The 24,401-nt window shown below is 52.1% G+C and carries 17 protein-coding genes and 1 pseudogene; 6 read left to right on the plus strand and 12 right to left on the minus strand.

Annotated features, from left to right (window positions below; genetic code table 11):
* Window positions 1-77 precede the first annotated feature (77 nt).
* The 3 genes from AC3G3F_RS20130 to AC3G3F_RS20140 all read right to left on the minus strand — a co-directional run bounded on the left by AC3G3F_RS20130 (window position 78) and on the right by AC3G3F_RS20140 (window position 9,904).
* On the minus strand, window positions 78-6,452 hold the full coding sequence (locus tag AC3G3F_RS20130) for a two-partner secretion domain-containing protein (protein ID WP_488395634.1): 6,375 nt from the start codon (window positions 6,450-6,452) through the stop codon (window positions 78-80).
* Between the two features lie 50 nt (window positions 6,453-6,502).
* Entirely contained in the window at window positions 6,503-8,341 is a 1,839-nt protein-coding gene (locus AC3G3F_RS20135; protein WP_223164967.1) for a ShlB/FhaC/HecB family hemolysin secretion/activation protein, read from the minus strand.
* A 900-nt stretch (window positions 8,342-9,241) separates the two neighbouring features.
* Window positions 9,242-9,904: a helix-turn-helix transcriptional regulator gene (locus tag AC3G3F_RS20140; RefSeq protein WP_058112063.1), complete on the minus strand. Its 663-nt coding sequence runs from the start codon at window positions 9,902-9,904 to the stop codon at window positions 9,242-9,244.
* A 186-nt stretch (window positions 9,905-10,090) separates the two neighbouring features.
* Between AC3G3F_RS20140 and AC3G3F_RS20145 the strand changes: the two genes are divergently transcribed.
* Genes AC3G3F_RS20145 through AC3G3F_RS20155 form a run of 3 tightly spaced genes read left to right on the plus strand, consistent with a single transcriptional unit; the run spans window position 10,091 to window position 12,686 of the window.
* Window positions 10,091-11,044 carry a sugar phosphate isomerase/epimerase family protein gene (locus tag AC3G3F_RS20145; RefSeq protein WP_058112062.1) on the plus strand — a complete coding sequence of 318 codons (954 nt, stop codon included), beginning with the start codon at window positions 10,091-10,093 and terminating at the stop codon, window positions 11,042-11,044.
* 21 nt (window positions 11,045-11,065) lie between these two features.
* Window positions 11,066-11,443: a RidA family protein gene (locus tag AC3G3F_RS20150; protein ID WP_079898447.1), complete on the plus strand. Its 378-nt coding sequence runs from the start codon at window positions 11,066-11,068 to the stop codon at window positions 11,441-11,443.
* Between the two features lie 13 nt (window positions 11,444-11,456).
* Window positions 11,457-12,686 (plus strand): MFS transporter, encoded by a 1,230-nt coding sequence (locus tag AC3G3F_RS20155; protein WP_058112061.1) that lies wholly within the window; start codon window positions 11,457-11,459, stop codon window positions 12,684-12,686.
* A gap of 1,278 nt (window positions 12,687-13,964) precedes the next feature.
* On the opposite strand, the gene AC3G3F_RS20160 is transcribed toward AC3G3F_RS20155, so the two are convergent.
* Complete coding sequence (locus AC3G3F_RS20160) at window positions 13,965-14,291, minus strand: GrlR family regulatory protein (RefSeq protein WP_058112059.1); 327 nt, start codon at window positions 14,289-14,291, stop codon at window positions 13,965-13,967.
* 714 nt (window positions 14,292-15,005) lie between these two features.
* Between AC3G3F_RS20160 and AC3G3F_RS20165 the strand changes: the two genes are divergently transcribed.
* Window positions 15,006-15,764: a non-specific acid phosphatase gene (locus AC3G3F_RS20165; protein ID WP_058112058.1), complete on the plus strand. Its 759-nt coding sequence runs from the start codon at window positions 15,006-15,008 to the stop codon at window positions 15,762-15,764.
* A 120-nt stretch (window positions 15,765-15,884) separates the two neighbouring features.
* Here the strand turns inward: AC3G3F_RS20165 and AC3G3F_RS20170 are convergent.
* The 3 genes and pseudogenes from AC3G3F_RS20170 to mobA all read right to left on the minus strand — a co-directional run.
* Window positions 15,885-16,144: pseudogene (locus AC3G3F_RS20170) on the minus strand (SdiA-regulated domain-containing protein); the annotation flags it as partial.
* A 50-nt stretch (window positions 16,145-16,194) separates the two neighbouring features.
* Entirely contained in the window at window positions 16,195-18,894 is a 2,700-nt protein-coding gene (nikB, locus tag AC3G3F_RS20175) for an IncI1-type relaxase NikB (protein ID WP_058112057.1), read from the minus strand.
* Between the two features lie 9 nt (window positions 18,895-18,903).
* A complete protein-coding gene (gene mobA / locus AC3G3F_RS20180) occupies window positions 18,904-19,236 on the minus strand; it encodes a plasmid mobilization protein MobA (RefSeq protein WP_023180573.1) in 333 nt (110 codons plus the stop codon).
* Between the two features lie 231 nt (window positions 19,237-19,467).
* Between mobA and AC3G3F_RS20185 the strand changes: the two genes are divergently transcribed.
* Window positions 19,468-19,803 carry a hypothetical protein gene (locus tag AC3G3F_RS20185; protein WP_000729194.1) on the plus strand — a complete coding sequence of 112 codons (336 nt, stop codon included), beginning with the start codon at window positions 19,468-19,470 and terminating at the stop codon, window positions 19,801-19,803.
* 86 nt (window positions 19,804-19,889) lie between these two features.
* On the opposite strand, the gene AC3G3F_RS20190 is transcribed toward AC3G3F_RS20185, so the two are convergent.
* Window positions 19,890-20,738 (minus strand): DUF4942 domain-containing protein, encoded by an 849-nt coding sequence (locus AC3G3F_RS20190; RefSeq protein WP_079811604.1) that lies wholly within the window; start codon window positions 20,736-20,738, stop codon window positions 19,890-19,892.
* 611 nt (window positions 20,739-21,349) lie between these two features.
* Between AC3G3F_RS20190 and AC3G3F_RS20195 the strand changes: the two genes are divergently transcribed.
* On the plus strand, window positions 21,350-21,601 hold the full coding sequence (locus AC3G3F_RS20195; protein WP_023180571.1) for a helix-turn-helix domain-containing protein: 252 nt from the start codon (window positions 21,350-21,352) through the stop codon (window positions 21,599-21,601).
* Window positions 21,602-21,642: 41 nt separating this feature from the next.
* On the opposite strand, the gene AC3G3F_RS20200 is transcribed toward AC3G3F_RS20195, so the two are convergent.
* From AC3G3F_RS20200 to AC3G3F_RS20215, 4 genes are all read right to left on the minus strand, one after another.
* Window positions 21,643-21,843 carry an RpnC/YadD family protein gene (locus AC3G3F_RS20200; RefSeq protein ID WP_060629108.1) on the minus strand — a complete coding sequence of 67 codons (201 nt, stop codon included), beginning with the start codon at window positions 21,841-21,843 and terminating at the stop codon, window positions 21,643-21,645.
* 58 nt (window positions 21,844-21,901) lie between these two features.
* The gene (locus AC3G3F_RS20205) at window positions 21,902-22,858 is read right to left on the minus strand and encodes an Rpn family recombination-promoting nuclease/putative transposase (protein WP_058112054.1); all 957 of its coding nucleotides are present in this window, start codon (window positions 22,856-22,858) and stop codon (window positions 21,902-21,904) included.
* A 64-nt stretch (window positions 22,859-22,922) separates the two neighbouring features.
* Window positions 22,923-23,189, minus strand: a complete 267-nt coding sequence (locus AC3G3F_RS20210) for a hypothetical protein (RefSeq protein ID WP_023180568.1) — start codon at window positions 23,187-23,189, stop codon at window positions 22,923-22,925.
* Between the two features lie 91 nt (window positions 23,190-23,280).
* Window positions 23,281-23,715, minus strand: coding sequence for a hypothetical protein (locus tag AC3G3F_RS20215; protein WP_000218869.1), 435 nt, complete (start codon window positions 23,713-23,715; stop codon window positions 23,281-23,283).
* Window positions 23,716-24,401: the final 686 nt, after the last annotated feature.

The raw sequence follows: 24,401 nt of genomic DNA on the forward strand, positions 1-24,401 counted from the left end.
TTTCCCTGACCGGTGCTGTCGCACCGGCCGGGAAAGGCTGGGGTTAAAAGTGAGTTAATGACCCGGGATAAACCGCACTACCGCGCTTTCGGCGCGTCCGCGTATCCCGTTTCCAGCGCACGGCATTCACCGTCCGTGCAGATTTCCACACTTACCGGTTTTTCCTCCACGCGGTAACCGGAGGTGCGATAGGCATCCCGGACGGTATCAGACCGTGACAGCTGTTGCTGACGCTCATACACCTGACGGCGTAACTCTGCCGAGTCCTTCTGCTCCTCGCCGTTCAGTGTCGTACCACCCGACACCGACAGCATGCCGTCCATCTGCGTGCCCGGGCCGCTCTGCGAAGAGGCTGTGACGTCCACGCCGTTCAGGGTGCTGTTACCCGTGACGTGAAGTCCCGGACCGCTGACCGAGTTGCCGGCCAGACTGCCGCCCGTCACGGTACCGTTCAGACCCACGCCGGCTCCGCTGCCGGAGTTACCGGTGATGGTGGTGCTGCCCTGATTAGTGAGGTTGCCACTGATATCCACGCCGGTGCCACTGGTGGTGTTGCCGTTCACCGTGACGTCCGTCAGCGTGCTGTCCCCGCTCACGTTCACCCCGGTGCCGTCTGTCGCATTACCGTTCACGGTGCCCCCGGTTACGTTGCCCGCCAGGTCAACCCCGGAACCCGTTCCTGTGGCGTTACCGTTCACGGTGGTGCTGCCCTGGTTAGTGAGGTTCGCGTTAACATCCACGCCGGTACCACTGGTGGTGTTACCGTTCACCGTGACGTCCGTCAGCGTGCTGTCCCCGCTCACGTTCACCCCGGTGCCGTCTGTCGCATTACCGTTCACGGTGCCCCCGGTCACGTTGCCCGCCAGGTCAACCCCGGAACCCGTTCCTGTGGCATTACCTGTCACTGTGGTGTTGGTGGTATTCACGTTGCCGGAAACGCTGACACCGTTACCGTCCACAGCATTCCCGGTCACCGTCCCGTCAGTGATGCTGGCATTACCGTCCAGCGACACACCATTGCCACTGCCGGATGCCCCTCCGCTGATGGTGGTGTTGGTGGTGTTCACGTTGCCGGAAACGCTGACACCGTTACCGTCCACAGCATTCCCGGTCACCGTCCCGTCAGTGATGCTGGCATTACCGCCCAGCGACACACCATTACCACTGCCGGTTGCCCCTCCGCTGATGGTGGTGTTGGTGGAGTTCACGTTGCCGGAAACGCTGACACCACTGCCATTCGCGGTATTACCGCTCAGAGTGCTGTCATTCAGCGTCAGGTTACCGTTAACCCCGACAGCATTTCCGCCGGCAGACTGACCGGTGACGGTGACATGACTGACGGTGTAGTTATTTCCCCCGGTCAGTTCAACGCCGGCCCCGTTACCCTGGGAGGTTCCGTTCAGGGAACCGTTGGCGATGGAAACATTATTACCGTTAATTTTAATACCAGCACCGCTCACAGATGTCCCGGTCAGCGTATTGCCGTTGAGGTCAATTTTCTTAATCTGTTTGTCACTGGCATTCATCAGTATCCCGGCTCCACTCTTACTGCTGCCGGTAATTGTGGTATTTACAAGACTGATCTCACCAAACTTAGGAACAGCCACCCCGTTACCCGTATTACTTTCCCCGGTAATGGTGAAGTTACCGGTTACACCGGTATTATCAAAAAAACGCATATCCACACCGTTTGACGAATCTGATACCCCTTTTACATTGACATCACCATCGCCCTTAAATACATATCCGTGGTATCCGCTACCATCATTGGGGTTGATAGAAAAACTCGAGGAAACACTGGTAATCCCCTCTCTGTTTCGGGCTTGTCCGGAAATATTCAGCGTCCCGTTCAGCGTTGTTATGATAATTTTTGCCTGGGTCCCCTCCCAGTTATCAATAGAAATCCCTCCTATACTATTGAACGCAGTACTGTTATTTTTAGCATCAATAACAAAGTTACCATCAGAGAACGTTATGTTAGTTCTGGGAACAGATGAACTAAAGGCCAGCCCTGCATAATCGTCAGACTCTGCATTAATAGTCGTATTACCCTTAAAGTGATAATCTCCGGGGTTTATTACCACACCTGCAAAATTCACTCTACCTGCGTTGCCTTTCCGATGCGTGCCATTAATCGTGTTTGATTGTGAGGTCAGATTTACACTATCAGTAAACTTCACTCCCCCTCTTAATCTATAATCAGCACCATCAGCCACACCTGTGACAGTAATTCCCCCCTGACTGGCATTTAATAAAGCGTTGCTGATTAAAACGCCATCACGGTTAAATCCTGCCCCGTTCCCCTCAATACTGATATTGCCACTCTCTGAACTGATATTCACCGTGTTGACATTACTCTGCCCGTTTATATTTACTCCCCCTTTTGGGGCGTTCAGCGTGATATCATTTACAGCGTTCACACTGCTGTTGCCTGTCAGGCTGATACTTCCCCCAGACAGACTGATGGTCGTCGCATTCAGGGTCGTGTTCTGTACTGTCAGCGAGTCATCGCCGTTGTTAATGGTCAGGTCCTTACCCGCCGTGACGCTGCTGTTGACAAAACCCACCCCCTGCAGACTGATATTCCCCGCCTTGCTGACTGTGGCACCATCGAATATCCAGCCCCCTCCCTTGCTGCTGGTATAGTTCTGATTCCAGTTATCACCGCTTCCTCCCAGTGCCATACCCGACGCGCTAATCTGCGTGTCGTTCTCAATACCAGCCCGCATCAGTACATCTGTAGTGGTCGCGTTCAGTACCCCGCTGCCAATCACGTTGGTCACTGACGAGTCGCTTCCCGCAGAGCTGAAGGTGGTGTTCGCACCCTTTTCAATGTCCCCGGTCAGATTTACATTGCTCAGAATAAAACCTGTTCCGTTGCGTTGGTTAACCCCCGTAATGCTGGCATTACTGGCGCTGATATTGAGGTTCGTCAGGTTAACTGCCTTGGCATTCAAGCCACTTTTCCCGGTAATATGTCCCGTAAGATTCAGGCTCCCCTGGCTGACTGTGATATTCCCTGACGCAAGCAAACCAGTAAACTGATTATTATCAGCGCTGTTGGCAGTCTGAGTGACCGTCCCCGTCACCACCAGGTTACCCTGTGTGACGTTGATGTTACCATTCAGCACCGTGCCTTTATTATTACGGCCTGCGGTACCTTCCAGCACCGTATTCAGTGCGGAGAAGTTGCCGCCGTTCACGTTCAGGGCTCCACTGCCTGAGTCATAACCTGTGCCGTTCACGCTGATATTGCCCGACGAGGCAGTCATGTTTCCGTTGGTCAGGGAGACGCCATACCCCGAGCCGGCCTTCGCCGTACCGGTCAGGCTGATGTCCTTCCCGGCGGTAATATTGCCGCCCGACACAACCAGCGCATTACCGTTCGCCACAGTCGCATTCAGGGTGGCATTGCCTGTGGTGGCGTTTATCGTCGTGTTCGTCAGGGATGCACCGGTGCCATCACGCCCCCCCGCCACTTCCCCTGACAGGCTGACCTCCGTCGCATTCAGGGTGGTGTTAACCAGACTCAGGCCCCTGGTGGTGCTGGCACTAGTCGGATTATTAGCCGTGTCATTCACCTTACCGGTAACGTTCAGGGTGCCACTGCTGACTGTGATACTCAGCGTGCCGTCTGACACCACGCCGGTCACGTTAGGGGCTGAGTTTACGCGGTTCGCCGTACCGCTGAGGCTCAGGTTACCCTGGCTGACCGTAATCACCCCGCCCACTTTGGCACCGAGGTTATTATTCTGTGAGGTCCCGTTCAGCACCGTACTGGTCGCGTTAAATGTCCCCCCGTTCAGGTTCAGGCCACCATTCGTTCCATCCATGGCATACCCGGTTATCGTGATATTATCCCTGGCCGTAAAGCTGCTGCCGCTATAGATATGCGCCCCAAACCCGCCATTGCGACCGGTCATACACCCGGTCAGTGCGATATTCCCGCCTGTGGCATTGAGGGTGCCACCTTTCACCTCCAGACCTTTACCGTTACTATTGCCGGACGTACCGGTCACCGTCACATTACCCCCGGTCAGGGTTTTCCCGTCCACCTTAACCCCGACACCCTGCGCGCCTTTCCCTGTGATGTTCAGATTACCCGTGCCGTTTGCCGTCAGGTTCGCCAGCACATTCACTCCGATACTGTTTCCTGAACCGGTCGTCGTCCCGGTGATGGTCAGGTTACCGCCGTCCCGGGTGTTGGTGACATTGCCGGTCAGCCAGACACCCGTACCACCGGCTCCGCCCGAGGTCCCCTTCATCACGGCATTCTGTGCACTGACATTGATATCCGATGCCTTAAAGGCTCCGTCCGTACCGCCGGCAGCCTCTGCCGTCATATTCAGCGTGTCACCGGCCGTGAACTGACTATCACTGGTGTGAATACCGTATTTATTGCCCGTTGCCGAAGTGTCTCCGCTCACCGTCAGGTTACCGGCCGCAGTCAGGTTACTGCTGAGGTTAATTACCAGCGCATCGCCGGTACCACTGCTGGCGCTAACGCTGACCTCATTCCCGCTCAGGGTGCCATTACCCAGCGTCGTGCCATTGTTCGCAGTGATACTGATATTCCCGGCCGACGTCGCATTCAGGGTGCTGTTTGTGATGCTGACCGCCAGACCTGAAGTGGTGCCATCACTCCCGGCATTCAGCTGCCCCAGCGTGATGTTCCCGCCGTTGCTGCTCACCGTCGCATTGTTCAGCGTGATGGTGCCGTCATGGCTCCCCGCGCCCAGCAGGTTCACATCCAGCTTACCTGTCGTCGACGTGATGCTGTGGTTCGTGATATTGATGTTACCGTCCGCTTCCAGCGTCAGGCTGACGTTATTAGTGGCTGTATGACTGATATCCGCATTAACGGTGATATTGCCCCACTGATTTGAGCCACTGTTCTCTTTGGCCGTTTTAATGGTCACGTTTGTGCCACTGTTAAGGCGATTATTAATGGTGCCGTTACTCACCTGCGAGGTGCCGGTGTCCGGCGTGAAGATACCGTCATTACCGCTGCCTTCATTCACATCAGTATCAGTGGAGCCGGATACAACCGTGATATCAAACGGGTCCAGCAGCCATTCACCGGCATTCCCCTTCACCGCCGATGCATCCACATCCCCGAACGCCTGCAGGTTATGGTGCGACGACGTCTCCACCCGGCCACCGTCTCCCCCCTGCAGACCGCCCCGCGCCAGAATGGTGCCGCGGAAGTTCGTGTAATCATCCGACCACAGTACCGCCGTGCCGCCCTGGCCCCGCGCCTTCGCCGACACGTCAATCACCGCAGTTTTGTCCATCACCACCTTCGACGCATGCCGGATGCTGCTGTCCTTACCCTGCCAGCCGCCACCCACATACACTTCACCGCCGCCGGTCTCACCCGTCGCCGATATCAGGCTCCCGCCCGCCAGGTGGATATTCTGTCCCTCCAGCGTGATTTTACCCCCGCGGCCGCTGTCGCTGTCTGCCAGCAGCATCCCCGACTGGCTCACCACACCGCTGTCACCGCCGTCCAGTACGATTTCTCCCCCGCGCTCGCTCAGCCCCTTCGCTTCCACCGTCCCGCTGTTATTCACCACCGTGTTCAGCAGCATGTCCTTCCCGCGCGCCGTCAGGTACACCTGACCGTTCGTCGCCGAGATTAACCCCCGGTTCTCCGCAAGGGCGTTCACCACGCTCCCGTTCACCGACACAGCAGTCAGCCCCGTGTTGTCCAGCTGCAGCGTCACCCGGTCCGCCGCCGCCAGCACCACCCGGCCACCCGGCGTGCGTATCTCCCCCTGGTTTCTCACCCGGTCCGCCGCCAGAACGATATACCCCCCTTTCGTCGTGGTCAGACTCCCCTGGTTCACGATTTCCGCGCCCGGCTGACTCCCTCCGCTGAACGTGTAGCGGCCCGCCATAAAGTCTTCGTTACTGATGTTCTTCGTCGAGGCCACCATGCCCGCCGTGTTCACCTTCGCGCCCTTACCGAACATCACCCCGGCCGGGTTAATCAGCATCACCTGGCCGTTCGCCTTCAGCGTCCCCAGGATCTGCGACTCATGGCCGCCCGTCACACGGTTCAGGGCCACCGCGCTGCTGCCCGGCTGCACGAACTGTACCGTGTGGTTCTTCCCGATATCAAAGCTGTTCCAGTTGGTCACCATCCCCTGCGTGTTCTGGTTCACGGTCATCTGGTTGCCACTGGTGCTGATACTCCCCTGGCCCGCCACTATCTGTCCGCCGGTCGGCAGTGACGGGTTCGCCAGCGCCATCCCCGGCAGCAGGCTCACTATCAGCCCCGTCAGGAACGCCAGCGGCGTCAGGGTTCCCAGCAGTTTACGGAAGCTGCTGATGTCTGACAGACCACACACCTGACCCGTGGCTTCCTTACCGGCCCCCGTGGTCAGCTCGCTTACCGCCACAAGCTGCTGGCGGCGGCGGTCATATTTCAGTTTGTATATCTTGTTCATAATCCTGCTTTTCCTTTCTGTTATTCCCGGTTCACGGACCATTCAGGCCGTCAGAATGATTTCACCGCCGATACCCAGAAGCGGTCACGGTCTGCCAGCCCCGAGACCGGGTCTGCATCCCCCGTACGGTGCGCCCATGTCAGAGTCAGGGCGTAATTCCCGGCGTCCGCCACTGTCGTGTACAGCCCCGCCCCGGCCAGGTTCACATGATTATCCGGTGTTATCTTCCCGCCACCGTTCTGGTTACGGTTCTCCGCATACTGCTCTCCCCATCCCTGGTCATAAAACGCCGCCACCGTCACCGACGGGGCCGTGCCCGCCCAGGCCGTCCAGCGTGTCTGCGGAATGGCGTGCTGCCAGCGCACCTCACCCGTCGCCACCGTGCCGTTGTCCACTGACCCTGTCCCGATGTCGTACGCCCGCACCGCCCCCGGCCCGCCCAGCAGGAACTTCTGCGAGGAGTCCAGGTTATGGTTTGCCAGCTGGCCGTTCACCCCCGCGTACACCGAGAACGGCCCCCACACCTGCTGGTCGTGGCTCAGTCCCCAGTTCAGCCGCGCGAACTGCCCGGCTGACCCCAGCTCGTCACTGAAGTTAATCAGGCGTGACAGCTCGTTACGGTAGTCCAGGCTGCCTGCCGTTCCCTGTACGCGGAACCCGGTTATGCCGCCCGGCACGCCAGCCACGCTCCCTGACAGCGTCAGCGAGCCCAGCGTCGCCCGCTTGCGCCCCTCTTCACCCACGCCCATAAAGACCGAGGCCGGGTATTTGTCCGTCAGGAACTGCTGGCCGAAGTCCGCACGGACGTCCACCCGCGCGCGCGCCGTCCGTATCCACGGATGCGTCACATACAGTCCCCAGTTGTCCGAGTAGCCGTTATAGCCTTCTCCCAGGAAGGTGTAGTGGTAGTTCAGATGGCTGTAGTTCACCCCGACCCGGGTACCGTACCCGCCGGCCAGCAGGCTGTAGTCCAGGCTGCCGTTGAACAGATCGCTCTTCTCATACGCGTCCAGCAGATCCACCCGCAGCTGGTCGCCGTAGCCCAGCAGTCCGTTCGCATACACCCCGGCCATCACGCGGCTGCGACCGGTGGTCGGGTCCCCCTGGTTGTCCAGGCCCACGTACCCCCCGAACCGTTTTCCGGGTTTCAGGGTGATGTCCGGCGCCGAGGTCCCCGGCACGCTGCCGGACTGCAGGGACACCTGCGCCTCCACGCCCGGCACTTCACTCATCAGCAGCGCCAGACGCTCCAGACCGGCTTTTTTCACCACCTTCCCTGCCGGGGCCGTGGCGTTCACCATGCGCTCAGCCTGGCTGTCGCGCAGCCGGCTGCTGTTGTGCAGGACGCCACGGTCGTACTTACCCGGAATGACCCTGACGGTCAGCAGGCCGTCCTTAATGGTCTGGGGAGGCAGAACCGCGCGGGCCAGCAGGACACCGCGGTCACGGTAGTACTGCGTCACAGCCTCCGTCATGGTCTGCAGGTCGGCAAAGGAGAGCGGCCGGTTCAGCCAGGGGGAAACCACTTTCTGCAGGGCGGGTTCCGTGACGCTGCGGGCGCCCGGGACGGTCACCTCCCCGGTAAAGCTGACCTGCTTCACCGTCACACGGGCGTTCCCGGCCGGAGCGCGGGCCTGCCCGCGGTCACCGGACGGCAGGGAGAGTGACGGCGCGACGGGCGCGGCCGGAGCGGACTCTGCCTGCTGACGCAGCTGGTTACCGAGCTGACCGGCACCGGTGGGCGGAGTGAGGAAGGCTGCCTTGGCACCGGAGCTGCACATGCCAGCCCCGAGCAGGACCATGACGGCCAGCGGGGACAGACGACAGCGGGCAGGAATGCGGGACGAGCAGATCCCTCTCCTGTGGGTAATGGAGAACACCATAATCATTCAGTCCTTATATGGTTTTCGGTACGGACGCCGGAGCCGGAACGCCTCCTGTCAGATACCGGAATTGAGGCAAAGAATCAGAACACTGTCGGGGACATTCCCCGTACGGGTTAAAGAAAAGACAGACAAAAGGGCCGGCACTGCAGGCAGAAGCAGGCGGAGCTTCTGCCTGTCGGGAAATGCAGTCTTTCCCGGCAGGGAGTACCGTGCACATACATACCCGAATGAATGTGCCCATAGGAAAAATCCTATGGTTAGCAGGCTAAAATTTTAAAGATTTATTTATCGATCTTGTCGATCGATAAATGTGATTATGGCGAGTAGAACCGGCGTGAAATTAATGGAGTGGAAATAGACACGGAAGGGGATGACATCTGAATAAAAATAAGGATGAGAATCAGGCACATTACATGACAAACATCGTCACTGGTAACCGGACAGGAGGGGAGAAAAAAGGGAGGTAAAACATAAAGCTGGAAAGACGACAGAAAGGAACGCCGTTTAAAAAAAAGTGCGGCCTCACAGGGAGGGGAAATAAAACGTCATTTTACGCTGAAGGAAAGGCCGGTCCGGATAACGGAGCGTTATACACCGGGGAAACGGCAGCGCAGACATTATATTACATATGAGAATAAGAAACAGAATTAAACATGATACAGGAATATGATTACGGCGTGAGGCCCGTCACAAATACTGGTCATGCAACTGCCGGCCCGGCAGGAAATGCCGGCAGAATAATTACTGGCGGAGCGGCGTCAGCTCCCCATCCGTCAGACCGGTCCTTTTTATAACAGTGTTACTGTCGGGGTCGTTCTGCAGCATGACTGGCAGGTTCTGCCTTTCTGTCTGAATGCCACAGTCAGGACACTCGCGCCGTAAAGTCCCTCCTCACAGGGGACATCATTTTTCAGTCATCTTGCCATTCAACGTTCGAAGGTGTTTATAAATAGTATTAGAACTGATCCCGAGACCCGATGACACAATTTTTGTTGTAACCGGAAATTTAAACAAGCCAATTGAGTTCAGCTCTTTGATAATTTCGAAATTTCTGTTCTTGCTGGAGATATTTTTATTAGCATAAACCATGTTTTTTACAGGCTCAAGATGACTGAGAACGAGGTTATTAATATCCTGTGTGAAATTCTCATTCTTACAGTTACTGGATTTTGTAAAGTTTTCAATAAAGGCGTTCAGGGGCATATCGAGAGCAAAATTCATACATATCATGCCTACAGGCTCTTTGTCCTTATTCACAATGAGTGTTGATGATGATTTAAAAGGCCGTACCCCTTTATGGCTGAAATAGACGTCCCACATATCATTTGTTGAACTGAATTCTGCAAGTTTCTCCAGGGCGATATTCGTAACAGGAGCGCCCTTTTCCCGGCCTGTCACATGGCCATTCACTATATGGATGACGGAATGATGCAAATCCTCAAAGCTGTGCAGGACAATTTCGCAGTACTCACCCAGAAACTGACCAAGGCAGTCAATAAATGGAATACAGGACGCCAGCAACTGCCTGTCATCATCAGTAAGTTTATGATTAATAATTGATTCCATAAGAAATATCTCTTACCTCAAATAAGAGTAAATGCTATACCAGATACCGTTCCTCGTCCACACGAGAACACAATTTCTTTACTAAGTGGTATTAAAGTTTACTTAGTGGTGATTTTTACCACCTGGATCACATCTTACTGATTTGAAAAAACCTACAATCTGGCTCAAACACAACGGAGGTACACTATGAAACTTGGTCTTGAAACTGAGTCATATCATCTTTTCTTTCAGCAGGGTGTGATGGATATTTTCAGCTTCATTTCAAAAACAAGTGAACTGGGGCTGGATGGTGTCGAAATAAATATTATTCCGGATGTTGGGTTGCACCCTGTGTTTGGGGTACTGAGCAGTGATTCACCTGAATATCTGGCAAAAGTCCGGAAAACTATCGAGGCATACGGACTTTACTGTGAGATAGACACCCGTTTTACTTCTCACGAATCTGTTACCAAAGCAGTGGAAATTGCATCTGCTCTGGGAGCTGATGTTATCAGAACCTATATGTTCCGAAGGGGAGAATATAATCCACAGAGATACCCTGAAATCATTGCACAGCTTAAAGCGCAGGTTCCGTTGCTCAGTAAAAAGCGAATCAGGCTGGCAATAGAAAATCATGAAGACGAAACTGCCGATGAGATTATTAACATAGTCAAATCGGTGGATTCAGAGTGGGTTGGCGCACACTGTGATATTGGTAATGGCATGATGGCATGGGAAGAACCCGTGGATACAGTACGTAAGCTGGCCCCTTATGCTTACAGTACACATTTCAAAGATCATATTGTCACCCGCAACGGAGAGGAACTGGTTGTCTGTGGCGTTCCTGTCGGGGAAGGCAGTATTGATATTGATACCTGTTTCAAAACGCTGGTTGATGAATCCTCTTTAACCCGTATCAACATTGAAACATGTTTTCCATATGCTTCCCGTTTTTCCCGCCCGAAAGGCACGACGAATACACTGAAAGGAACGTTTACCGTAAAACCTGCACCATTTGATGAGTTAAAAATAAAACCTCTGGAGTATTACTATCCCGCAAAAATATCTGAAGCAGTATTGCAGGAGTTAATGGAGGCTCAGGAACGCTGTGTTCAGGTTTCCGTTCAGGCTCTTAAAAATTTACGAAAAAAATATTGTTAACTGATTAATAAGGAAGAACCCGTGATCATTAAAACTAAAAATGCACCGGAAGCCATTGGCCCATACTCCCAGGCTGTTTCAACTGGTAATTTATTGTTTATATCAGGATGCTGCCCTTTCAGCCCGGAAGATGGTTCAGTTAATGGGGGTGACATCGAAGCTCAGACGAAACAGGCCATGAATAATTTAAGGTCTGTTGTTGAAGCTGCCGGTCTGGAAATGGATGACATCGTCAAAACAACTTGCTTCATCAGCGATATGAATAACTTCTCATTGTTTAACCAGGTATACAGTGGGTATTTCGCTTCCGGAACTTATCCTGCCCGTTCCTGTGTTGAAGTCGCCCGATTACCGAAGGATGTACTGATAGAAGTTGAAGCTGTTGCTGTTGTCAAATAACAGGGCTCACAATATGAATAAATGGATAAAGCTATGCTTCCTCATACTTGGAGGGGGTACTATTTTTAAACTGTCCAGTATGAAGGACGTATTTTACGTTCCCATGCAGGCTGACTGGGGACTGACTAATACTCAGATTGGGTTTGGCTTTACGGTTTATGCCATTGTCCAGACTGTCGGGTTATTCAGTTCATTATATATTGCCGATCGTTTTTCCAAGAAAATACTTCTCCCGGTCGGTTTGATAGGTGTGGGGCTATGTGGTGCTTATCTGACCACACTTCCTTCCTTTTCCGGTTATCTGATAGCCTTTGGGGCTATGGCGTTTTTTGGTGAAGTTGTCTACTGGCCCGTTCTGCTTAAAGCTGTCCGTTTACTGGGTACCCGTGATGAACAGGGGAGGATGTTTGGTTTTCTGGAAGCCGGGCGGGGAGTTGTTGACGTACTGATAGCGTCCGGAGCTTTATTTGTGTTTGTTCATTTCGGTGAGGGAAAAACAGGCATGCAGGCCGGCCTTGTCTATTACACGCTGGTCACTATTCTTGTCGGGATCATTACCTACTTTATTGTGGATTCAGATGACAGATCCAGTTCCCGTGATGTTGAAGATGTCAATAAACAGGTGTTTACGGGGATTAAGAATGTCATAAAATCACCCAATCTGTGGCTGGCCTCTTTCTGTATATTCTTTGTATATTCTGCATATTGTGGGCTGACATACTTCATTCCTTTCCTGAAAGATATCTACGCGCTGCCTGTGGCTCTTGTTGGAGCCTATGGAATCATTAATCAGTACGGGCTGAAAATGGTGGGGGGGCCGGTTGGGGGCTTTCTTGCAGATAAAATTGCACACTCGCCGGTTATTTATCTGAAATGGACCTTCCTTATTTCGGCAATCGCTATGCTGCTTTTCATTCAGCTTCCCCATGACTCAATGAATGTTTATCTTGGCATGGCAGCGACACTGGGATTTGGCGCAATCATTTTTTCACAACGGGCCATCTTCTTTGCTCCAATGGATGAAATCGGCACCCCCCGTGAATTTGCCGGATCAGCTATGGCCTTCGGCTGTATCATTGGTTATATGCCTTCCATGTTTGCCTACACACTTTACGGCTCACTTCTGGATAATTTCTCCGGTATACAGGGCTATAACTATGTATTTTCTGTCATGGTGGCATTCAGTCTGTTGGGCTTCGTCTGTGCAACACTGCTGACCAGAAGAATGCGGATCAAAAAATAGTGGTTTTACCCGATCCCGGCAGCATCATGCTGTCGGGTGGTTCCCGCCTTTCCTGCAGCAAAAAAAAGGCCCACTACAGGAAGTGAGCCTTTGGGTATGAGCCTAATTTCAGTTGTTGTGGTCCGGGAGCTTCCCGGTGAGTATCTGGCTGGCCAACCATCACCCACGGTGCTTGCGAACATGACTATTTTCCGGCCATTTTCAATCCCTGCAACTGAGAGATCCACCACAACATTATTGAATGTATAGTCTGCGGAAAGTTAAAAGCAACAATATAAAAAGGAAAATACAATTCAGACTGGCGTATTTTGTAATAATTTATTTTCCCTGCTGACTATGGGGTTCAACAAAACCTCAGGTTTACTGCACCTCCTCCCGGAAGGCCAGCGTCTTTTTACAGTCGTGCACTATTTGTAGTAAACAGGGAAGTGACTCTTCATTCGCACGGTATATACCCACAACCTTTTCCCGATTTCCATACAGGGAGCTTGTTATCCAGTAAACCCCCGTAATTCTGTTATTCTGATGACTGAAAACAGGCAATTCATCACCGATGCCGGCAAAGTGAGTTATATTCCCCAGAGAATATCCTGCTTTTCCGAGATAGTCACTGAGACAACCCGAGATATCTTTGAGTGAGGCTGTAATAACGACAGACGTGTTTTGCTGTGCCCTGGATTGTGCATTCCAGAGACACGGAACCATTAAAAGAATTATTGTTAACAGTTTCATAAGTCTTATATATTCATCCCTGAACAGTAATGTGGATTGGTTATACGGACTGCAGATAACAAAATTCAATAATTACTTTACCAATGCGGAATTAATGGTTCTGCCGTTGTAATTCTGGCAGCATCAGCGTCTACCACTGCACGAAACACACGCCATGGAACAGCACAGAAAAAGATAATGATTTCCGGAAATATCAATCGGTTAAACGGCTCAAACAGGCAATGCACGGGCATAAGCAAAGGGAGGTAAAATTAAGTCCGTTTCTCAGTAGCTGGGGCAGTTACTTCTGTCAGGAGCCTGTTACAAAGAAGAAAAGAGCCCGGAAGAAGCGGGTATCGTCGGTATCTCTTTCCAGGCCAGTATCTCCTCGAACAATGTTGATGTGCTGCTGAAAAGCCGGTTACAGGAAACCTGCATTTCCGGCCCGATGAAAGGAAGGTTAAAACAAAGGCTGCTCCAGTCGAAAGATGTGATTTAACAGATATACCTGATTAAAGCCGCCGCGCCACCTCCCTGCCCTGTATCGGCAGGACGCGAGCCTTATCATTATTTTAGCAGCTCATCAAGAAAGACGGCGTATGCTGTAATTTGTTTTTTCTTGTCTCCTTTAACATGTCCGGTAAAGCAATATTTTCCTTCACTGTCTTTTTCATATTGCAGACTCAACTGGTAATCACCTTCCGCTCCAAGGGCAGAAGGGATCTCACGGTTATACTGACAAACACTCACCTCCATAACATGCCGGTGCAGATAACCCCGGCACGTGAATCCGATATCTCCGCCATGAACTTTTCCATCACTGACAACAACAATCCCTTCACCAAAGGAGGAGAGATTGCTTTCAAAACTCACATGATAAATGCCATTTTTCATTGTATTTCATCCCATTATCCTGCAGATCCCTTGTTTAACATACTCTGTCATGCTGGTACAAATTAGTTAAACAGGAACAGGTATATTAGCCGGAGTGACAGGCTTCCGGAATACCATACCAGGCCACCAAAGGCTACCGTCTCCTGGTAAACACACCAGAAAACGCTGTTCCGGTAGCAGATTCTATTCCGCATAGCCTCTTGTGCTCGCTGCTAAAATTGCGAGGTTAATCACATAATTAAACAGAAAAGTTTATTTCTGTTGACTCGCGTAATCAGCCAACCAGATAACTTCAGATGCCAGATAAATTTCGGAACAGTTAAATAAATAGCGGTATTCTGACTATTCATTATGGGGGGAGTCCGTTCCCCCCTTTTTTTTCGCCGTAAGATCTCTGTGCTCCCGGAACCATTTTCTGGCAATATATATGCCGGAAAGCAATGGATACACAACCTGTCTCTGTATTGTGATATACTGAATGCCTGCTCGTAACCTTTTATTACTTTCATTTAATTAAATAAGAAAGCTTTGTTCTGGCAGACTATCCTGCAGTGAAAATACAGTATTCTGTTTCCGCTACCCTTAAGTCAATGTTAACAATCTCCTACGCCAGTACAGCGTCCTGCTCTTTTTACCTGTATGTTGAATAACTATTTCAATAAATCATTATAGAATCACATCTGTTTATTATTTTCTGTTCCGAAGTGAGTCTTTATGAAAAGTCGTTATTTACTATTTTTTCTACCCCTGATCGTAGCTAAATATACATCAGCAGCAACAGTGCAACCCTTTCATTCTCCTGAAGAATCAGTGAACAGTCAGTTCTACTTACCACCACCGCCAGGTAATGATGATCCGGCTTTCCGCTATGATAAGGAGGCTTATTTCAAGGGCTATGCGATAAAGGGTTCCCCACGATGGAAACAAGCTGCTGAGGATGCAGATGTAAGCGTGGAAAATATAGCCAGAATATTCTCGCCAGTAGTGGGTGCTAAAATTAACCCCAAAGATACGCCAGAAACCTGGAATATGTTACAGAATCTTCTGACAATGGGCGGCTACTACGCTACTGCTTCGGCGAAAAAATATTATATGCGTACTCGTCCCTTTGTCTTATTTAATCATTCCACCTGCCGTCCTGAAGATGAGAATACTTTGAGAAAAGATGGCTCTTACCCTTCCGGGCATACTGCTTATGGTACACTTCTGGCATTAGTATTATCCCAGGCCAGACCGGAACGCGCGCAGGAGCTCGCCAGACGTGGATGGGAGTTCGGGCAAAGCAGAGTGATATGTGGTGCTCACTGGCAAAGCGATGTTGATGCTGGCCGTTATGTGGGAGCAGTAGAGTTTGCAAGGCTGCAAACAATCCCGGCTTTTCAGAAGTCACTGGCAAAAGTTCGTCAGGAGCTGAACGACAAAAATAATTTATTGAGTAAAGAAGAACACCCCGAACTTAATTACTCAAGGTGAAATTCCTCCCGCAAACTGGCCACAGCAAATGAAAGGAAGTGCAACTGCGTAGGGGCGACCGGGCGTGGAGAATGCCTTCGGTTTCCCCGATTCGCATGAATTCAACGTCACAAACTACCCTCATGACGAATACTTCCTGGAGGGGCTCCTTCTCAGCCAAATAAAGGTCCGCACTCCTGACGTCGTTGCCCGTCTGAAACGGTAAAACCGGTCTGGCTCACTGACTATCCACAGTGAATTCCGGCCATCAGAAGCTATCCCCTCTGCCTGTGAAATATCCCGGTCCAGACCACTGTCCCCCGGCGCAGCGGCATCACCCTCCTGCCGCCCTCCGGGTCTGGCACCAGTACCAGGGCTGATTCATGGGAAAACACATACAGAGTTGCCTGTACTCAAGCTGACGCTGAAACAGCGACAGCTTGCTACCAACCTACACAGGGGTCGGAGGCTCCCAGCCTTTTTCATCCTCATGAGACCGTTGAGATCTATCGCTACATTCATGCACATTGACATAGTCGCGATAATACATCTCACTACTTTCTCGATGATGATCCACATCCGGCCGGGAAATAGTGTAATCACCGTGACCGGTACGTTCTGTCACGTTATGCCAGGCCACCATTTCAGCAAAAACCTGATTAAACTGACGGTCGTTACCTTCGGGTTCAAAGCCCATTCTGGGGTCCCGCTCAAACAATACCGGAGCAATCAGATCCAGTTTATCTGCCAGTTCGTTACGGTCATGATGATTATGGAATACCACCCTGTCACCATAATCCGTGCAGACAAATTGATCAGTCCGGCGATCGCGGAACCGGACACTGCCGTTTTTCTGCAGGCGCGCCTCCAGCTCCCCCCTGTTTTCATATACCGGCGTTCCGCCAGGTTCGCAAAGTATCACGCAGCGATCGGCTGTCGTGGTTCGTGACTTGTCCTTACGACGATCGCGATAATCCCATCCCCGGAGTTGCGAAACAGCAGCCCTGTCTCCCTGTACAGCCTGAGCTTCCACCCACTGGCGATATGACGGAGGATACCATTTCCCTTCAGCAATAAGTTTCTGTCGCTCATCCCTGACCTCTTCTTTAAGCCTGATCAGGGCCTGCATACGCTGTACCTCGGCAATGTGATAATGCAGCTTACGTAAAACAGGATCGTCATACTGAACACGAATATGAGACTTACGCAGACGACACACCTGGTGAATTTCCCGGCTGCGTTCACCATAACGCAGCTCAGGTTTACGCCACTGTGCCCGCCAGGCAAGATAGCGGGCACGAAGGTCTGCCCGTGCTTCTGCTCTCGCCTCGCGACGCTGACGACGCAGAACAGGATCACGCCTGCAGTCCTCCCGTGACTGATCGCTGACAGCCAGTTCCGGGTTATAGCGGCTTTCGGGTTTTACCCTGTCGAACAAATCAGCCGGTGCATTCACAAACGGGCCTGCCTGCGGTTCGGCACGATCCAGTGTCAAATCCGGATGAATGCTGCTGGCTTTAACCGGCGTTTGCTCATGGTTAAAAGCGTCAACGACAATAAGTCCGTGATGTTGTCTCTGGAGCATCAGCCCCTGTCGTGCAAATAATTCATGGCAATGTTGCCAGGTAAATTCCCCTCGAGTGATCATCTCTTCAATCTGCGGACTGCAATGACTGATGCTGTACCCCCACAGACTTTCTTTATCAGAAAACAGCTCCCGCCTGATGGCACCCTGTGGTCCCGGGCCTGTACGCATACGGTGCCACTCTCTGTCACTTGCAGGGCAACTTTCAAGACGACGTCCACTGAAACGTTCTGCAGGCGTGACCTGACGGAAAATATCGTCCGGCACAGGCTGCCAGCCACCGTCAAGTTGATTAACATTTTCGGGTGTCAACAACGGCCACACACTATCAGCCCGGACCGGCGTCTGGTTATGATCATACCCGTCACAAATCACCAGGTGCCCGTGTTGAATACGCATCCATAATCCGGCTTCAGCCAGTGTCCGGTGAATATCCAGACAACTTTCCAGCTTCCCTTCCCGTGCCATTTCAGGTAAAAGATCCCCAAGATGACGGCAGGCATACTGCATCAGATTCACGGTTTCAGCCATTTTTTCCGGACGAGTATCAGCGGCAATGACCTCCGGTTTGTAGCGTCCGGGTACCCCCACCTGACTGAAGATATCTTTCGGAACTGGCGTATATTCCCCCATCTTTTTCCTGAGCTTATCGCCATTCCAGGAAGGGCCGAAGGAATCAAGCTGCACACCTTCACGGTTACGATCCCAGCCATCCATCACCATAAAACTGCCATTCTGCAGTGTCAGATACAGTCCGTCTTCAGCCAGACGACGATGCAGGGATAACCAGTCATGCACGGGTTCACTGCGCAAACCGGCAACAGCCGTCTGCGAAACGTACTCACGAAAAGTCTGTTTTTTCCCACGCGTCCAGGCATTCTGGCGATCACGTTCAGCTGCCGTTTTACGAACGATACGGCTTCCCGGTGCGTGTATCCAGCAACCATTATCCGGCGCAAAACCATGTTTAAGCTCAAGCTCACGACACGCACGGCTGAGTTTTTCCTGACTCCAGGAAAGGCAGTTGAGATAGCCGGTATCCGGATGGACCCGATTTACGGCCACATGAACATGCAGGTTATCCGTATCGGTATGAACGGCAGAAACATACTGATGTTCCGAAAGACCAAGCGCTTTCAGCGTATGACGAACACTGTCATAAATCTGTTCAGGACGTGGGCTTTCATGCGCCTGCCAGGAAAGAATGTAGTGGAATACCGGATCTGTATCATCTTTGGCATAACGGGCCTGACGTGCTGTGTATTCCATTTCTTCAGCTGCCGTTTCCAGTGAAGTACAGTTATGGAAACAGGTTACGCCGTAAAAATTGACCCATTCACAGCCATCCTTCATAACATCAACCAGTGAAACAAATGACTCATCACGAAGACGGGTTGCGTAGTCAACAAGACGACTGAAGCGGCTTCTGTGGGACAGTTCAGACTGCACTGACGAAAGCGCCTGCAGCTCCTCATCCTCCAAATCATCCCGGACGGAGACATAGGATACCAGGTCTTCAAATGAAGACTTGCCGTCCCTTCTCTTTTTCGGAATGATGGCGTTCACAATAAAACCTTAGTTTTCCATTAACTGTTTACGCACTGTATTAGACAGTTCAGTGATGGCAACAAGCACACTGGCATACTCTTTGTCACCCGTTCTTTTCCCTTCAACAAACAGATGCTTTTGCATCCTTCCCAGCCTCATGAGTTCCTTCAGGAACTTATCATCAATTCGGGAATTTACGCGTTTGTTCAAGGCCGCACTTCGTATGTAGGCAGAAACAGTAAGCCCGGCATCTTCAGCTTTTTTTCTTATGACCTCATCTTCATCGGGAGAAAACCGGACCGCTCTTAGGAGGGTCTTCTGCCGTTTTTCACTACCACTTCTTTCTCGCTTATCACTCACGGTGTGCTCCTTATCGGGGTGTCGGGGCGAAGCCCTGACCAGGTGGTAAATGTATGGCCGCGCGTGCGCGGTTATACATTTACACATCCTGTCCCGTCTGAAAGAGCATTATAGCCTGCAATATCGGAGTAGGATAGTATTATGATGACGGCAGTAGTAGGGCGTAGCCCTGCCAGATATCAGTTTTTATGATAAAATAAGGATTCAACATCAACCGGAGATATATTGCCAATGGCAGCAAAAAAGTTTTATTCAGATGATGACATTCAGTTGGCGCGAACAGCTTTATCAGAACTTCCCGATCTGACAGCACAGCGTAAAACACTTCGTGATTTTCTTGATGCTATCCGTGACGATATTATCGCCCTGATAAAAACAAAGGGCTATACGCTGGCTGACATTCGTAACACACTGAAAGAAGCAGGTTATGAGGTAGGTGAAAAAGCACTGCGTGACATTATTCGGGAAGCCGAAGCGAAGAAATCAGTCCGCCGCTCCTCCGGTAAGTCAGATAAGAAAAAATCATCACAGGACAGAAAAGATGGCACTGATACGACAGGACTTTAACGAGACATTGTCGCAGTATTTCCGGATATTGTTTTGATGACTGCAAATAAAAGCCCCGATAATAATGTCAGGGCTTACCTGTTGTATCAGACACGTGGCGGCAATGCACCTGGATAATGTCTGGCAATGATGTCATTCAGTTTTTCGACAAGGTCAGGGTACTTAAAGGTGATATGTACCGTTCCTTTGAGGAAGCCCCGTACCGTGAAATATTCTCCGTCGAACAGTTCACCGACATTAATACCGGCGCCTAAAAAATCACTATATAGCTTACCTGTGGAGTGGCGAAAGTCAGGTATGTTTCGCCCTGCCAGAAGATAAAACGGCCGTGCAAGGTCATCAATTTTTTCACGACCACTGTGGTCAAGCGATACATGACCGTCACTCCAGCGATACAGCAGATTACTGACAATGATTCTCTTGCCAAGACGACAGGGATTATTCGTTTTATAATCCCAGGAGAGATTACGGTATACATCAATCAGCCCCTGCTCGAATGTCTGCATTTTTCTGGCATTCATGTGGCGAAATGTTGCCAGCACATTGTCCAGAGTGATTTCAGGACAGGTTTCACTCTTCAGCTGTTTGTTCCACTCATCACACTGGCATGAGCTCATGAACGTATACATACCAGTGTCCGTCATCAGGCGGTGCCAGATTTTACGGTCGGCAAAACGAGAAATATTCTTTCTGTTCTCCTCCGGCTTGTCAGCACGACGAACAGCGTCAGTTACGGCGTCTTCAAATCCGTAAAGAAAGTCATGGCCGGATGCCTCCCGCAGAATTTTACGCGAAGACTCCAGGCACTCTATTGCCTGCATAAAAAGCGCTATACCTTCGTTACGTTGCGCGATGATACGGTCAATCGCCACGGACGGGATAACTTCTGTTGTACTGGCAGTATTCAGCACTGTAGCTGGCATAGTCTGTTTCATGGCATTGTCTCCTGTTGTTTCCGGCTGCCGGGTCAGCCTGGTTACTCCCCGGAGGAGCGAAGCTCCTCCTGCCGTCCACTTCTTCAGGAGTTACTCCCCGAAGTGGACCTTTCCGGTGGGGCGCCAGTCACCACGTCACGGGGCGGCTGTCCGGGGGCGGACGCAAAAGTTTTTGACGCCTGCGGCAAAAAGTTTTGTGGCCGGTACATCTCCCCCTGGACGGCTGAAACGGGATGTGGTTATTTCAGCCCCCGGAAAGTCCGGCTGCGGGGAACAGGCCGCAGAAGTGGCAGCGGGAGGATAAACAGCAGCGCCATCCGGCGCTGTGACCTTACACCCCGTAAGGGGTGCGGGGAGCGCCGTTTCCGGCGCGACAGGGGCGGATGAACAGCACTACGGTGCCAGATAGTTTTCCTGAACCGGAAACACCTGATTGTGTTCGAACGGATGTCTGACGACACCAGATAAACCCGGGGTTAAGGGGACAAAAGAAAATAAACCACTGATAAAAAGTGAAATTTTTACACTTTTTAAAAGCAATAAATACGCTTTATTGCAGGAATAATATGATAGAATAAAGTGTAATTATTTCACTTTTTCAAAGGTATTTTATGACAGGTTGGGAGCTGCGCCTCTGGAGAAAGGGGATGTGCTGGTCACGCGAAAAAGCCGCGCGGGAGTTCGGCGTAACTTTGCGGACATGGCACGCATGGGAAAATGCGGAACAGGTGGATGTCACAGTCTGGCGAACCACCCAGGCACTTTCTGTCCTCGACCTGTTACCGCTCATGCATCGGATGCGTAAAACTGACATCATCACTCGTCTGGAAAATGAACTGGGGAAAACAGCAGTGGGAGTATGAGCCCTAAGAAAACAAAGCCCGGCAAAAGTGGGCGGTGCACTTCAGTCAGCAAATAATTTTTTCAGTTCAGCACCGGAAAGCCCTGTTGCCTGTTCAATCTGCTCTGGTGTCATTCCCATATTCCGGAGCTGTCGTGCAATAGTCTGTGCTTTTTCAGCAGCGCCCTCCTGACGCCCTTCCTGGAGACCTTCCTTGCGTCCTTCCTCGCGACCTTTCTGCTCAAGACGTTCAGCAATAGTCATCAATTCCCCCTGCATGATTTTACAAAAATCCCGGCTTTTGCCGGGATTTTCAGTTCAGTTAGTGAATAACCTTTTTCAGTTCAGCGTCGGAAAGCCCGGTCGCCTGTTTAATCTGCTCCGGCGTCATTCCCATATTCCGGAGCTGTCGTGCAATAGCCTGTGCTTTTTCAGCAGCGCCCTCCTGACGCCCCTCCTGACGCCCTTCCTGGAGACCTTCCTGGAGACCTTCCTTGCGTCCTTCCTCGCGACCTTTCTGCTCAAGACGTTCAGCAATAGTCATAAGTTTATCCTCATGTTGCGGCAGACGCGCAGCCAGCGCCCGCATAAATTCCGGGGAAGGTGAATCTCCCGCATTCACCATGTAATGAATCAGTACACGTACCTGCTCATCAGATACCATCTCCACCATTAACAGAGGGAGCTTATCCAGTAGCTCCATCAGGTCACGCTGGCGGATATGCTTCATCAGCAGTGTCAGCGCGGCCATGCGGCGATGGCACATGATGTCATCGTCATCAATGACGGTGACATCAACCAGCGGAAACGGGTTTGTATATATTTTACCCGCAACTTCCGGATTACTGAAGCAATCCAGCCAGTTTGTTGAATATGGGTAGGGGCTGCGCTCTCCGTGATAGAACTGCAGCGGTATGACCAGCGGCAGCCTGCCATGCCCGGCTTCCAGGTGCCGTTGCATCGCTGCAATGGCATAACGCATCTGGCGAAACGCCATCATTTTGTCATCGCTGGACTGATGTTCGATTAAAACATGGATGTATCCGTCATCACCGTCAGTGGTTTTCATGCTCCACAGGATATCGCTGGCATACTGGCGCAGATCTTCCTCAACGAACGTACCGGATTCCAGCTTCAGCGTGTCCAGGTTACAGACAGCCCGTAGTTCAGCCGGAAGGTGCAGTTCCAGAAAATCTCTGGCGACATCGGGATTCGCCAGGAACGACCGGAACGCAGCATCATGCGGCGTGGGCGTTGTGGTGTTTTTCTTTTTACTCACTGTGCCTCCTGGTGAGATATCAGTGCCAATCTTGCCGCCTGCTTTCGCGGACGGCAAGGGTTAATCAGTTCCAGGCACGTTTCATTTCAAGTGCGCGGAGTAAATGCCCCCACTCGCCTGAACGCATGGCGGGAACATGTACCCGCTGCTGCTTGCTGCAGCGTCTGACAATATGACAACCCAGCGCCAGGATTTTGGGGTCAATTTCATCCGGTGTCATCTGCCGCCGTGTGACGCGGGTCTGACGACGTACTTTTTTATCCTTCTGCAGACACTCTTCGCTCTGCTGCTTTACATAATCAGCCATTGCCATGATAATTGAAGGCCTCATAGCATAATCTCCATAGATAGTTATTGAGATGCCGGACTTCCATGCAGGGAAGTTCCGGCGGAGAGAGGCAGGGTTTATCCCCTGCCTTTTTTCATTCCTGACAGCGACGCAGTGCAAGCGCGAGCGGTTTCATCTTCCAGCCTTCCGGCGAGCGGTACATCACCTTCCAGTAGCCATCGATGAACAAATAATGAAAACGCACCTCTGGCGTACTTTCTGTGGCTATAGCCTCCGTCAGGGAACGGTATTCACGTGCCTCACTGTCCATCAGCAGATTGCTGTCACGTCCGTAATATGACGTCACCCCTTTCGCCGGATGCTGTAGAGTATGCCCGGCAGGCTTGTCACAGCGGGGACCGAGACAACGGATATCACCATGTGTAATCAGGGCTTCCGCCTGCTGACCGGTGGCATAGTGGGTATGCAGGATTCTGCCGTTCCAGGACGGCTCACCGTGCAGATGGCAGTAAACGGAACGGAACATACCATCGCGACAATAAACGGAAATCGTGCTGCTGACTGTCATGAATACGTCTCCCTCTGATGAATCATGTCGCCGGGCCGACCGGTTATTCCCCGGAGGGGCGAAAGCCCCTTCTGCCGTCCACTTCTTCGGGGTTTCACCCCGCAGTGGACCTTTCCGATGGGGCGCCCGTCACCACGTCACGGGGCGGCTGTCCGGGGGCGGACGCAAAAGTTTTTGACGCCCGCGGCAAAAAGTTTTGTGGCCGGTACACCTCCCCCTGGACGGCTGAAACGGGATGTGGTTACTTCAGCCCCCGGAAAGTCCGCAGCGGGAAACAGGCCGCAGAGGTGGCGGCAGGAGGGAAAAAGCCTTACGCCCCGCAAGGGGTGCGGGGAGCGCCGTCACCGGCGCGACAATGGCGGCGCGACCGCTCCGGTCGCTGCAAGCCGGGGTTTCAGACATCAGACCGTAGCGAAGCCCGAAACCGCGCCAGCGGGTTCGGCGGAGCCTGGCAGGTGCGCCAGCAGCTGCCCGGCGGAGTCGGGCTTGACGACCGGATGCCGTCAGGCAGCCGGGAGCCGAAGGGGCGACCAAAGAAAGAAACAAGAGACGTGATGACAGTATCACTGCATAATCCGGCCAGGACATATGATACAACCTCTCATCATCCCGTAACCGGAAAGGCGGGGTTGCAGCGCCGCAGGCGCTGCTTCCCGCTTTTCCGGCAGGCGACAGCCTGCCAGTTT

Source organism: Salmonella sp. FC25216 (assembly GCF_057751355.1).